At 70.0% G+C, this 13,012-nt stretch carries 10 protein-coding genes, 1 tRNA gene, 1 pseudogene and 1 riboswitch; of the genes and pseudogenes, 8 read left to right on the top strand and 4 right to left on the bottom strand.

Going from position 1 to position 13,012, the window contains the following annotated elements; all coding sequences use genetic code 11:
• Positions 1 to 8: 8 nt before the first annotated feature.
• Positions 9 to 530 carry a DUF402 domain-containing protein gene (locus AB0B96_RS12940; protein ID WP_362898326.1) on the bottom strand — a complete coding sequence of 174 codons (522 nt, stop codon included), beginning with the start codon at positions 528 to 530 and terminating at the stop codon, positions 9 to 11.
• Between the two features lie 52 nt (positions 531 to 582).
• Positions 583 to 695: riboswitch (SAM riboswitch) on the top strand.
• 39 nt (positions 696 to 734) lie between these two features.
• Here AB0B96_RS12940 and AB0B96_RS12935 point away from each other — a divergent pair.
• From AB0B96_RS12935 to AB0B96_RS12910, 6 genes are all read left to right on the top strand, one after another.
• Positions 735 to 1,670 carry a glutathione S-transferase C-terminal domain-containing protein gene (locus AB0B96_RS12935; protein WP_362898324.1) on the top strand — a complete coding sequence of 312 codons (936 nt, stop codon included), beginning with the start codon at positions 735 to 737 and terminating at the stop codon, positions 1,668 to 1,670.
• Positions 1,667 to 3,424, top strand: a complete 1,758-nt coding sequence (locus AB0B96_RS12930; protein ID WP_362898322.1) for an FAD/NAD(P)-binding protein — start codon at positions 1,667 to 1,669, stop codon at positions 3,422 to 3,424. The genes AB0B96_RS12935 and AB0B96_RS12930 overlap by 4 nt, the downstream gene beginning before the upstream one ends.
• Complete coding sequence (locus AB0B96_RS12925; protein WP_362898320.1) at positions 3,421 to 5,235, top strand: ABC transporter substrate-binding protein; 1,815 nt, start codon at positions 3,421 to 3,423, stop codon at positions 5,233 to 5,235. Before AB0B96_RS12930 ends, AB0B96_RS12925 begins: the two co-directional genes overlap by 4 nt.
• Positions 5,232 to 6,203 (top strand): ABC transporter permease, encoded by a 972-nt coding sequence (locus AB0B96_RS12920; protein WP_362898318.1) that lies wholly within the window; start codon positions 5,232 to 5,234, stop codon positions 6,201 to 6,203. The genes AB0B96_RS12925 and AB0B96_RS12920 overlap by 4 nt, the downstream gene beginning before the upstream one ends.
• A 115-nt stretch (positions 6,204 to 6,318) precedes the next feature.
• A complete protein-coding gene (locus tag AB0B96_RS12915; RefSeq protein WP_362898316.1) occupies positions 6,319 to 7,188 on the top strand; it encodes an ABC transporter permease in 870 nt (289 codons plus the stop codon).
• On the top strand, positions 7,185 to 8,966 hold the full coding sequence (locus AB0B96_RS12910) for an ABC transporter ATP-binding protein (RefSeq protein ID WP_362898314.1): 1,782 nt from the start codon (positions 7,185 to 7,187) through the stop codon (positions 8,964 to 8,966). Before AB0B96_RS12915 ends, AB0B96_RS12910 begins: the two co-directional genes overlap by 4 nt.
• A gap of 165 nt (positions 8,967 to 9,131) precedes the next feature.
• Here the strand turns inward: AB0B96_RS12910 and galK are convergent, their stop codons facing one another.
• A complete protein-coding gene (gene galK, locus AB0B96_RS12905; protein ID WP_362898312.1) occupies positions 9,132 to 10,310 on the bottom strand; it encodes a galactokinase in 1,179 nt (392 codons plus the stop codon).
• Between the two features lie 161 nt (positions 10,311 to 10,471).
• Here galK and AB0B96_RS12900 point away from each other — a divergent pair.
• Together AB0B96_RS12900 and AB0B96_RS12895 are read left to right on the top strand one after the other, a co-directional pair.
• Positions 10,472 to 10,545: transfer RNA gene (locus tag AB0B96_RS12900), tRNA-Ile, on the top strand.
• A gap of 286 nt (positions 10,546 to 10,831) precedes the next feature.
• Positions 10,832 to 12,055 (top strand): annotated as a pseudogene (locus tag AB0B96_RS12895) (IS3 family transposase).
• Here the strand turns inward: AB0B96_RS12895 and AB0B96_RS12890 are convergent.
• Together AB0B96_RS12890 and AB0B96_RS12885 are read right to left on the bottom strand one after the other, a co-directional pair.
• A complete protein-coding gene (locus tag AB0B96_RS12890; RefSeq protein WP_362898310.1) occupies positions 12,016 to 12,456 on the bottom strand; it encodes a GntR family transcriptional regulator in 441 nt (146 codons plus the stop codon). The pseudogene AB0B96_RS12895 and the gene AB0B96_RS12890 sit on opposite strands and share 40 nt — an antisense overlap.
• A 323-nt stretch (positions 12,457 to 12,779) precedes the next feature.
• Positions 12,780 to 13,012: hypothetical protein (locus AB0B96_RS12885; RefSeq protein WP_362898308.1), on the bottom strand; the 233-nt coding region annotated here is incomplete at its 5' end.

The following is a 13,012-nucleotide window of genomic DNA, read 5'->3' as shown; positions in this document are numbered from 1 at the left end:
GGACGCGCTCAGCTGACCAGGGTGAGCCAGTGCGGCGCGTCCCCGAAGGGGGCGGTGCGGGTGGTGACCGCCTCCATCAGCCAGGCGGCCGAGGCGCGGGCGCTCTCGACCACGTCGGGCGGGTAGGCGTACCTGACCCGGTGCTCCTCGAACTCGTCCTCGTCGTCCAGGAAGACCCGGCTCCGGCGGCCCTTCAGCAGGTTCTCGCGGACCCTGATCACGTCGAGGTCGAGGTCGATCATGGTGACCTGGCCGTCGCTCCACCGCGGCACCGTGGAGATGTCGCAGTAGATCTCGTGCTTGTGCGGTGCCGTGTTGAACGCGGCCGTCCACCAGGCGTCGCGGGGGAAGAGCATCACGAACGGATGCGGCCAGGCGACCGCGGGGCCGTCGCCCTTGTGGCCGCTGGAGTTGGCCACGCAGCCCGTCCACACCCCGTGCTCGTCCTCGCCGAGCAGCAGGCCGCGGTGGTGCCAGTGCAGTGACCCGTCGTACTTGCGGTAGACCACGTTCACGCTCTCATAGGACATTCCCCGACATTAAGGCTTGACAGAGATCTATGTATTTCCTACCTTCTAAATAGGTTAAGAGTGTCAGTGCGAAGCCCCGGCTGGCTGACCGGCAACCCTCGCACCGCGGCGGGGTGCCCCCGGGGGAGACCAGGCGGCACGGTGGGCGTGCCGCAAGCGCGGACCCCCTCACCGGGGTCACCACGACATGTCCGGGAGCGCCAGATGCCGAAGAGCAGCACACTGAACCACGCGAGCCCCGTCGACCTCGACACCCACGGCCACTACCGGCCCGGTGGCAGGCCCGGCCTGCGCTACCCCTTCACCGGGCGGATCGGCACGACCGCCTTTCCCGCCGAGCCGGGGCGCTACCACCTCTACGTCGCGGCCGTCTGTCCGTACGCGCAGCGCGCCGCCATCGTGCGCTCCCTCAAGGGACTCCAGGACGTGGTCTCGCTCTCCTACGTCGACGACGAGCGCGACGGACGCGGGTGGGCCTTCCGTGAGCGGCGCGGGGCCGACCCGGTCAACGGCTTCACCACCCTGCGGCAGGCGTACGAGACGACCGAGCCCGGCTTCGACGGGCACGTCTCCGTACCGGTCCTGTGGGACAGGACGAGCGGCCGCATCGTCAGCAACAACTTCCCCGACATCACGATCGACCTCGCCACCCGGTTCGGCGGCGACCCAGAGGCCGACCTCTACCCCGAGGAGCTCAGGCCGGAGATCGACGAGCTCAACACGAGGATCTACGAGATCGTCAACACGGCGGCGGGCCGCGTGGCGTCGGCCGCCACCGAGACCGCGTACACCGAGGCGCGCGCAGAGGTGATCGCCTTCCTGGACGAGCTGGACGACCGGCTGACCGACCGCAGGTACCTGTTCGGCTCGGGGATAACCGAGGCGGACGTACGGCTCTGGCCGACCCTGCTCCGCTTCGACCTGAGCGACAACCCGGCGGCCAGGATCAGCGAGCGCCCGCTGACCGTCTTCACCAACCTGTGGGCCTACGCCAGGGACCTGTACGCCCACCCCGCCTTCCGCGAGAACACCGACTTCACCGTCATCTCCCCCTTCCGCGGCGAGACCGACCCCTGGCGTGTCCCGGTCGAGCCGCTGTACGCCGACTGGGACGAGCCGCACCGCAGAGCCGCCGTATGAGCGCCTCGATCGCCGTCGTCGGCGCGGGACCGACGGGCACCTGCCTGGTGGAGCGGATCTGCGCCAACGCCGCCGACCTGCTCGGCTGGCCGTCGCTGGACGTCCACGTGATCGACCCCCACCCGCCGGGCGGCGGGCGCGTCTGGCGGCGCGACCAGCCGGACCTGCTCTGGATGAACTCCACCGCGGCCGACGTGACGCTCTTCACCGACGAGTCGGTGCGGTGCGAGGGACCGATCCGCCCTGGTCCCACGCTGGCCGAATGGCTCGGCGGAGACCCCGGCAGGTTCGCCACCCGCCCCGCGCAGAGCGGCTACCTCTCCCACGTCTTCCGCCACACGGTGGCGACCGCGCCGCGCGGCGTCCGGGTGCACGTGCACGCCACCCGCGCCGTCGACCTCGCCGACGTCCCCGGCGGCCAGGCGGTGAAGCTGGAGAACGGCGGGACGATCGAGGTCGACGCGGTGATCCTCGCCCAGGGACACGGCGACGTGACCCCGACGAGCGAGGAGGGCACGCTGGCCCGCCTCGCCACACGTACGGGGCTGCGCTATCTACCCACCGGCTACGCGGCGGACCTCGACCTGGACGGCATCCCCGCGAGGGAGCCGGTGATCGTACGGGGGATGGGGCTCGCCTTCGTCGACCTGATGGTGCTGCTCACCTCGGGCCGGGGCGGCCGGTTCGTCCGCGAGTACGACGGGGAGCTCGTCTACCTGCCCAGCGGGCAGGAGCCTCTCCTGCACGTGGGTTCGCGGCGCGGGGTGCCGTACCACTCCAAGACCGGCTACTCCTTCAAGGGCGCCCGCCCGCCGGTGCCGCGCTTCCTCACCCGCGAGGCGCTGGGCGAGGGACCGTGGGACTTCCGCAGGGACGTGTGGCCCCTGGTCGCCAAGGAACTGGCCTTCGCGTACTACCACGAGCTCATCACCGCCCACCCCAAGCGCGTCAAGCTGGGCTGGGAGGAGTTCGAGGAGGGCTTCGCGGCCGAGGAGTGGCGCAGCCTCGGGATGCGAAAGCTGATCCGCCAGGCCGTGCCCCGGCACCCGGACCGGCTCGACTTCGACCGGCTCGACCGGCCGCTGGACGGCATCCGGTTCGGCGACCACGCGGGCCTGCAGAAGTGGATGCACGGCTATCTCGCCGTCGACCTGGAACGGCGCTCCGACCCCACGCACAGCGCCGACCACGCCATGATCCTCGGACTGCTCTCCGTCTACGGCGTCCTCGCCGAGCTGGGCATCTCCGACCCGTGGTTCGGCGGCTTCTTCAGCTACGTCGCGAGCGGCCCGCCGGGACCCCGGCTGGAGGAGATGCGCGCCCTCGCCAGGGCCGGAGTGGTCACCTTCCTCGGCGCGAACCTCAAGGTCGACCACCATGAAGGACGCTGGCGGGCACAGAGCCCCACCGTGCCCGGCGGCGTCGCGGCCACCACCCTCGTCGAGGCCCGGCTGCCCGCGCCCAGCGTGAGCCGGGCCGTCGACCCGCTCATCAGCGCGCTCCGCGACCGCGGCGAGCTCGACGAGGAGTCGGGCCTGGTGAACGTGCGGACCGCGGACCGCCGCCTGCTCGACAGGTCAGGCAGCCCGCACCCCCGCAGGTTCGCCCTCGGCCCCTGGGTCGTGGGCGGCAGGGCCACCGCCGGCTTCGCCAGGCCCCGCCTCAACGCCCCGCTCTTCCGCCACGCCGACGCCCTCGCCCGGATCGTGCTCTCCGAGGCCGCCGGAACCCAGATCAGACGGCACGTCGCGTGAACCACCCCGATCGCCATACCCGGCGTGTCGTCGAGCCGGCCGGACGCGCCGTACCGAACAACGCCGCACAACACGCCGTACAGAACAACGCCGTACAGAACAACGCCGTACAGAACGCCGTGCAGAAGCACGTCGCGGAGAAGCACGTCGTACAGAAGCGCAAGGAGAAGAACGTGAAGTTGCGATGGGGCGCCCTGACGCTCGCCGGAGTGCTGGCGCTCGCGGCGTGCGGAGCCGAGAGCGGGGCCCCGAGCGCGAAGGCCGGTGCGGACGGCGGTGGCGATGGAGGATCGCTCGTGTGGGCAGTGGAGACACAGCCGATCACCTTCAACCCGCACCAGTGGGGCCAGAACAAGGCCCGCCTCCTGGTCCACAACCAGTTCGACGCACTGATCGCCCGGGGCGTGAACGGTGAGTTCCTGCCCTGGCTGGCCACGTCCTGGAAGGTGTCGGAGGACGGCCTGACCTACACCTTCGAACTCCGCGACGACGTCACCTTCCACGACGGCGAGAAGTTCGACGCCGCCTCGGTGAAGGCGAACCTCGACCAGCTCGTCGCACCCGGCTACAACGCCGCGCTCAGCGCCATCCAACTGCGCAACTTCGAGAAGGCCGAGGCGACCGCGCCGTACACCCTGAAGGTCACGCTCAAGGCCCCCGACGGACTGTTCCTCGACTTCCTCTCCTCCCCGTACGCGGGCCAGGTCTCCCCGAAGTCGCTGAAGAACGCGAAGGACCTCAAGGCGGGCGGCGTCGACGTGGTCGGCACCGGGCCGTTCATCCTCGACCGGTTCACCCCCGGCCAGGAGGCCCACTACAAGCGCAACCCCGACTACAAATGGCCGCCCACCGGCGCCGCCCACCAGGGACCGGCGCACCTGGCCGAGATCACCTACCGCTTCCTGTCCGAGGCGGCGGTACGGGTCGGCGCGCTCACCTCCGGGCAGGTGCAGGTCATCGAGGGCGTGCCCGCCACCGAGATCGGCCTCATCAAGAGCGACCCCGAGCTGAAACTGGAGACCAGCCTCAACTCCGGAAGCGCGTTCTCCTACTACTTCAACGTCTCCCGCCCCCCGTTCGACGACAAGCGAGTCCGCGAGGCCTTCCGCGACGCCGTCGACGTGGACGCGGTGCTCAACTCCGTCTACCAGGGCACCGCCAAGCGAGCCTGGAGCGTCATCGGCCAGGGCAGCCCGCAGTTCTACGACCCCTCCCTGGAGAAGACCTTCGGCAACAACCCCGAACGGGCCAACCGGCTGCTCGACGAGGCGGGCTGGAAGGAACGCGACGCCGAGGGCTTCCGGGTCAAGGACGGCAAGCGGCTCACCGTACGCACCGTCAACGCCGCGCCGTTCGTCCGCGACCGCCGCGACGTCCTCGCCCAGGCCGTCCAGGCGGCCGTCAAGCAGAGCGCCGGGATCGACTTCCAGGTCAAGATCGTTGATCAGGGCACCGCGCAGAAGGCCGTCGAGGACAACGAGTACGAGGTCTTCGAGAACTCGCGCGGCGACACCGACGCCGGGGCGGCGCTCAACCTGATCCTGGCGAAGGACGCCGCGATCAACCGCACGAAGTTCGGGAGCGCCGAACTGGACAAGCTGCTCGCCGACGCGTCGGCCGCCTCCGACGTCGCCAAGCGCAAGGAGCTCTACGCGAAGGTGCAGAAGACCGTGATCACCGACGAGGCGCTTCTGCTCCCGCTCTACGTTCCCGCCGACCAGGTCGCCTACAGCGCCTCGGTCACCGGGATCACCTTCGAGCCGGTCTCCGGCACTCCCAACAGTGCTTACGACATCCGGATAGGGACGTGAGCACCCTTTCACTCACCCGGCGGCGGGGGCTGGCCGCCGCCGGGTGGCTCGGCCCGGTGGGCCGGCGGCTCGGAGCGGGCGTCGCCGTGCTCTGGGCCGCCGCCACCGCGGCCTACCTCGCCCTGCTGCTCGCCCCCGGCGACACGATCGACGTGCTCGTCGGCGACGGCATCGACACCCCCGAGCGGCGGGCGGAGATCATCGCCGAGTGGGGGCTGGACCGCTCCCCGCTCCAGCAGTACGGCGACTATCTGCTCCGCCTGCTCCAGGGAGACCTGGGCCGCTCCTACATCCTGCAGCGCGGCGTCGGCGACATCCTCGCCTCCCAGATCGGGCCGACGATCCGGCTCGCGCTCACCGCAGCCCTCCTCGGGGTCGTCCTCGCCCTGCTGCTCGCCCTGACCACCGCGGGCCGCCGCCCATGGCTCGGCGGCCTGGTCGGACTGTCGGAGCTGGTCATCGTCTCGGTCCCGCCGTTCCTCATCGGCATCCTGCTGCTCGCCGTCTTCTCCTTCACTCTCGGCTGGTTCCCCGTCTCCGGGGACAGAGGACTCGCCTCCCTGGTACTGCCAGGACTCGCGCTCGGGCTGCCGATCGCGGGGGTGCTCGGCCAGGTGCTCCGCGAAGGGCTGGAACGGGCACTTGAGGAGCCGTTCGCGGTGACCGCCCGCTCGCGCGGCATCACCGAGTGGCGGCTCGTCGCCCGGCACGCCCTGCGTCACGCGCTGCTCCCCGCCGTCACCCTCACCGGCTGGTTCGTCGGCTTCCTGCTCGGCGGAGCGATCATCGTGGAGGCCGTGTTCGGCCGACCCGGGCTCGGCCAGGTCACCGTCGGCGCGGTGAACAGCAAGGACATGCCGCTGGTGATGGCGGTCGTGCTGATATCCGCCCTCGCCTACGTGACGGTCAGCACGATCGTCGACCTCGCCTACCTCGCGATCGACCCCCGCCTGAGGAGGAGCCGATGACGACCCCGTCGCGCGAAGAGCCGGTGACGGTTCCACCGGCGGTTTCGCCGAGGTTGGAGTCGACGGTGGTCCCGCCGCGGGAGGTGCCCTCGCCGTACCACCCGAGGAGGAGCCGATGACGACGGTCACGGAGGTCCCGGGTGTCGCGACCGCCGCCCCGGCACCGGCCAGGCGCGGGTACGGCCTCAGCGCGCCGCTGGTCGCACCGCTGCTGTTCCTGGCGGTCGCCGCCGTCGCCGCCGTGGCACCGAGCCTGCTCACCGGTGTCGACCCGCTCGCCGCCGACCCGCTGCACGCGCTCGCCGGGCCGAGCGCCGAGCACTGGTTCGGCACCGACCACCTCGGCCGCGACGTGCTGTCGCGCGTCGTCCACGGCGCGGGACACTCGCTGAGCATCGGCGCCGCCGCCGTACTGCTCGCCGCGGGGGCCGGAACCCTGCTGGGCGTCCTTGCGGGACTGTCCCCCCGCTACGTCGACGAGCTGCTCAGCCGCCTGTTCGACGTCGTGGCGACCTTCCCTGAACTGCTGCTCGCCCTGCTGGTCATCGCGATCACCGGCCCCGGCACCGGCAACGTGATCCTCGCGATTGGCATCGCGCAGATCCCCAACTACGCCCGGGTGATCCGCGCCCAGACGTTCGTGGTGCGCCGCTCCGGCTACGTCGAACAGGCGGTCACCTTCGGCCTGGCCAGACCGATACTGGTCGCCCGCCACGTGCTGCCCAACGTGCTCGGACCCCTGCCGGTGCTCGCCACGATCGGCATGGGCACCGCCATCATCGCCACCTCGGGGCTCAGCTTCCTCGGCATGGGCCCGCAGCCCCCCAGCCCGGAGTGGGGCTCGATGCTGTCCGAGGCCCGCAACTACCTGCGCGTCGCCTGGTGGAGCGTGCTCTTCCCCGGCCTCGCCGTCACCGGAACCGTCATCAGCCTGACGCTCGTCGGGCGCCGCCTGCAGCGCCGTTTCGAGGGGAGAAACCGATGAGCCTCATCGACGTCGAGGACCTGCGGGTCGGCTTCCCCAAGGCCGGAGTACAGGCCGTACGGGGGGTGAGCCTCTCGATCGAGGCGGGCGAGTGCGTGGCGATCGTCGGGGAGTCCGGCTCGGGCAAGAGCGTGACGGCGAGGACCCTGGTCGGGCTGGCCGGACCCGGCGCCGAGGTCACCGCCTCCCGGTTCGTCGTGAACGGCGGGGACGCGCTCCGCTTCGGCGCCCGCGACTGGCGACGGCTGCGCGGCCGGTTCGCGGGGCTCGTGCTCCAGGACGCGCTCACCTCGCTCGACCCGCTCCGTACCGTCGGCGACGAGATCGCCGAGGTGCTCACCACCCACGACGTCGTCCCCCGCACCGCCCGGAAGGAAAGGGTGATCGAACTGCTGGAGGCGGTCGGGGTCCCCGAACCCGAGGTGCGGGCCCGGCAGTACGCCCACCAGCTGTCCGGAGGGCTGCGCCAGCGCGCCCTGATCGCCTCCGCGATCGCCGCGAGCCCGCCGTTGATCATCGCCGACGAGCCGACGACCGCGCTCGACGTCACCGTGCAGGCCCAGATCCTGCGGCTGCTCGCCGCCCGCAAGGCCGAGGGCACCGCACTGCTCATGATCAGCCACGACCTCGCCGTGGTCTCCGCCGTCGCCGACCGCGTACTGGTGATGAAGGACGGCGTGATCGTCGAGGAGGGGGCGACGGGACGCGTGCTGACCGAGCCCCGCCACGACTACACCAGACTGCTGCTCGCCGCCGTCCCCTCCGCGGTCTCGCGCGGCACCCGCCTGTCGGCCATCGCCTCCGGGGGAATCGCACTGCGCACCCCGCTGCCGGAGCGGACCGTCGACCACGCCGCGCCGATCCTGGCGGTCTCCGGGCTCTCGGCCGCGTACGGCTCGCGCACGGTGGTCGACGACGTCTCCTTCGAGGTCTACCCCGGCGAGACGCTCGGCATCGTGGGGGAGTCGGGGTCGGGCAAGACCACGGTCGCCCGGCTCGTCCTCGGACTGCTCGAACCCGCCTCGGGGGAGGTCCGGCTGGGCGGCGAGCCCTGGTCGGGGATCCGCGAGCGCGCCAGGCGTTCCCGCAGGTCCCGCATCCAGGTGATCTCCCAGAACCCGCTCGACTCCTTCGACCCCCGCTACACGGTCGGCCGCCTGGTCGCGGAACCCCTCCGGGGCGCCTTCCTCGAACGCGGCCCCTCGCGCGCCGTTCCTTTCCGGAACGGTTCCTCGCCCGGCGTCTCTTCCGGGGACGGCTTTCCTCGCGGTCGCTCTTCCCGGAACGGCTCAGCGCGCGGCGTTCCCACTGAGAACGGCTCCCCGCGCGGCGTTCCTTTCCGGCACGGCTCCTCGCGAGAGGCCCTCTTCGACCGGGTGACCCAACTGCTGAACCGGGTCGGCCTCCCGGCGGACATCGCCGACCGGCACCCCCGGCGCCTGTCCGGAGGCCAGCGCCAGCGGGTGGCCATCGCGAGAGCCCTCGCCACCCGCCCCGACGTGCTCGTCTGCGACGAGCCGGTCTCCGCGCTGGACGTGTCGATCCAGGCCCAGGTGCTCGACCTGCTCGCGGAGATCCAGGCCACCGACGGGACCGCGCTGATCTTCATCTCCCACGACCTCGGGGTGGTCCACCACGTCGCCGACCGGGTACTGGTCATGCGCGGCGGGCGGGTCGTGGAGGAGGGGCACGTGGATGAGGTGTTCTTCCTGCCCCGGCACGACTACACCCGCGAACTGCTCGGCGCGGTGCCCAAGCTGGTGTCGACCGAGCCCTGACCCTCGGACCGCAGGTGCGGGGCAGGACCGGCACCCACCGCGAGCGGGGCGAACCCGACCGATGAAGGTCGCGGACGCCGGGGGCAGGAGCGGCACTCACCGTGAGCCGGGTAGAACCGGCACCCCGGGTGCGACAGGTGATCCGGTACGTCGAGACGGATCGGATCAGAGCAGCCGACGGGCACCCTGGGCCGGGGTCGCCGGGTAGATGTCCGGTGCGGTCCAGCCGCGCTCGGCGTAGGCCCCGGTCACCGACTCCCGTACCGACTCCGCCCGGTCGTCGGCGACCAGCGCGATCGCCGAGCCGCCGAACCCGCCCCCGGTCATCCGAGCCCCTCGTGCCCCGCCCCTGACCGCCGCCTCCACGGCCACGTCCAACTCGGCGCAGGACACCTCGAACTGGTCGCGCAGCGACAGGTGAGAGGCGTTCAGCAGCGCACCGATCTCCCGTACCGCCCCGGCGCGCAGCAGCCCGATCACCGCCTCCACCCGGTGGTTCTCGGTCACCACGTGCTGGGTGCGCCTGCGCTCGTCGCCGCTCAGCTTCGCGAGGGCGCCCGCCAGATCCGTGACATCGCGCAGCGCGTCGACCCCCAGGCGCTTGGCGGCGTTCTCGCAGTCCTTGCGGCGGCGGGCGTACTGCCCGTCGGCGAGTTCGTGGTGCACCCCGGTATTGATGATCAGCAGCTGCATGCCGTGGCTCGCCAGGTCGAACGGGATGCTCCTGGTCCCCAGGGTCCGGCAGTCCAGAAACAGTGCCTTCCCCTCCTCGCCGAGGGCGGAGGCCGCCTGGTCCATGATCCCGCACGGCATGCCCACGAAGTCGTTCTCGGCCTTCTGGGCGGCCAGGGCGATCTCCATCTTGGTGAGACCGAGCCCGTACAGCTCGTTCAGCGCCGTACCGATCACCACTTCCAGCGCCGCACTCGACGACAGACCCGCCCCTTGGGGGACGTCCCCGTCGATCACCACATCCGCCCCGCCGACCGGACGCCCCTGCCCTGACCCTTGTCCCTCGTCTGTTTCCCGCCCCTGCCCTCGTCCTTGCTTCCGCTCCGCCTCGCCGAGCGCCCAGAACACCCCGGCCGCGTAGCGTGCCCAGCCCTCGGCCTCGTCGGGCGTCGCCAGCGTCACCGGCTCACCCGCCTGCAGCGACCGCAGCCTGATCACCCCGTCCTCGCGCGGCGACACCGCGGCGGTCACCCCCCAAGGCAGCGCGAACGGCAGGACGAACCCGTCGTTGTAGTCGGTGTGCTCCCCGATCAGGTTGACCCGCCCGGGAGCGTGCCACACCCCGGCCGGCTCCATGCCGTACGAGTCCCTGAAAGCCCCAACAACGCGCATGATCCAACACTCCTCAACACGGCTCACCCGTAGGGTATCGATTCCATCGGAGCCGGGTTCCGCGCTCGTTCCCGCCGAAGGTCACATCTTGAACCCGTCCCGCCCGGCAGATGTGCGAACAGCCGCCACGTTTGGTTGAATGCCGCGTACGGCGTGCGCGAGGGGCGGTAGCTCAGCCGGTTAGAGCAGGGGACTCATAATCCCTGGGTCGCGGGTTCGAGTCCCGCCCGCCCTACCCCTTGTGATCACACGAAAAACGCCCTTGACCTGCAAGTTCGCGGTCGAGGGCGTTTTCGTCATGTCCGGCTGCTCACGGCTGTCACTGATCGTTTGCGGGTGGCTGTGCCGAATACGTGCCGAAGTTCCAGGGAGATCGTCAAGCTTCTCCGAGTGCTTCGGCGATCCGGCGTTTGGCGGTCTCATCCTGGCCGACGATGCACTTGGCGTAGATCGGGCGCTCCCCCTTGAATGTGGACACCTTGGAAACTGGATCTTGAGGTCCAAGGGAAGAGATGTCCCTGATGGTGATGAAGAACTACCCGCCCGAGTTCAAGGCCGACGCGGTGGCGCTGGTGTTGTCGAGGCCGGATCGGACGACCACGTCGATCACGCGGGACCTGGGCGTCGGCCGCGAGACGCTGCGGCTTTGGGTACGCGCCGCGCAGGCCCGGGGCGGGGGCGGGCAAGCGGCCGGCGGAGCCACGGCTGGTAAGAGTGCGCCGGGCGGCCACCTACCCTCGGATGACGTGCTGGAACAGGAGAACAAGCAGCTCAGGGCGCGGATCCGGGAGCTGGAGCAAGAGCGCGACATCCTGCGTAAGGCGACCAAGCTTTTCGCGGGCGAGACGAACTGGTGAACCGCTTCCAGTTTGTTGAAGATCACAAGGCGCTCTACGGGGTGAAGCGGTTGTGCCGGGTGCTGCAGGTGTCACGCTCGGGTTTTTACCGGTGGCTGAAGGGCGCCGCGGCGCGGCTGGCCCGCCGCCAGGCCGATGAGCGGCTGGCCGAGCGGATACGGCGGATTCACGCCGAGCATGAGGGCACCTACGGCGCGCCCCGGATGACGGCCGAACTACGCGCGGCCGGAATGAGGGTCAACCACAAGCGGGTGGAACGGGTGATGCGCGAGCACGGCATCGCCGGGCTGCATCTACGCAAAAAGGGTCCGCACCACCATCTCGGAGCTGGACGCCGCGCCGGTGGCGGACCTGCTCCAGCGCGACTTCACCGCCGAGCGGCCCAAGACCCGCTACATCGGCGACATCACCTATCTGCCGGTCGGTGGAGGCCAGTTCCTCTACCTGGCCACCGTGGTGGATCTGTATTCGCGCCGGTTGGCCGGTTGGTCGATCGCCGACCACATGCGCGCCGAGCTCGTCGTCGACGTGTTGCAGGCCGCGGCGCAGATTCGGGGCGGCCGCCTGGACGGGGCGGTGTTTCACAGCGACAACGGGGCCCAGTACTGCTCGCAGGAGTTCACGCGAGCCTGTCGCCGGCTCGAGGTCACCCGCTCGCGCGGTGCGGTCGGCACCAGCGCCGACAAGGCGGCGGCCGAGTCCTTCAACGCGAGTCTGAAACGCGAGACGTTGCAGGGCGCATACGGCTGGTCCGACGCCCGCACCGCCCGCCTGGCCGTGTTCGGCTGGATTACCCGCTACAACACGATCCGGCGGCACTCCCGCCTCGGCCAGCTCAGCCCGATCGACTACGAGAAGACGGCAGATAACCTGAAGCCCGCCGCCTGAAATCGGTGTTCACGTTCATGGGGGAAGCCCCCCTTCGATACGGCGAACTGATCGGCTAGAGCTTCCTCGCTGGGAAGACGCTGCCCCTGACCAAGCGACCCACCTTCTATCTGTCCGCGAAGAGACTGGGCTATGGCCTCGTATCGCGCCGCAATGGGGCCACGCCCGCCAGCTGTTTCCCCTACGACTCGTCGGCCCTTGCCCATCTCGCTAGCCAACACTCCGAGATTCTCCAGCTCGGCAAGAGCTTGCCGTACAGTCCCACGAGCAACGCCATAGGAACGCACAAGCGAAGCCTCGGACGGCAGCATGCCCCCGACGGGAGGTTCGCCACTTCTGATCCGAGTGTGTAGGTCATCTGCTATGCGGATGTAGACGGGTAGGTCGTGGCCCTGACTCATCGTGCTCCCTCGGAGAGGACATCTCATCGAGGCCATGGCAGCCTGTACGGATCCTGCGCACAGTCGCGCAGGATCCGTAGATTCGTGCACTACGCGTGCTTGTCGTATCCATGCGTGGCTACTCGTCGTGCTCCCTTGCCTACTCTTACGCTTCTCTACACCTTGTCAAGATCGACACACCAGCCGACTTGCTCGGGGAGGACCATGAAAATCGCTGTCGGGCTGCTGGGACCACGAGTAGCGTTCGGCCTGTGTCCCAACCCACGCGCCGACAGTTTGGCCTTATGCCAACCAAGCCAGACACCCCTGGATACTCGGAAGATTTACGGGTTCGCGCTGAGCAGGTGCTGAACGGAACGAGCCTGGTCGAAGCTATCCTCTATGGACATCTTCTTCTTGAGCAAGCTCTTGACCTGCGTATACAAGCGCGCTTCGAGCGATCGGACGCTCTGACGAACTCCCGTGTTGACGACGCGCGAACGGTGACCCCGTGGCGACGGCCGAATACTGACCCCCTTGTAGTCACTCTGGAGGGTGATCAAGGTGGAGGACTGGG

This window comes from Streptosporangium sp. NPDC049046 (assembly GCF_040649155.1).
Taxonomy (GTDB): domain Bacteria; phylum Actinomycetota; class Actinomycetes; order Streptosporangiales; family Streptosporangiaceae; genus Streptosporangium.
This window is presented reverse-complemented; position numbering and strand designations above follow the sequence as displayed.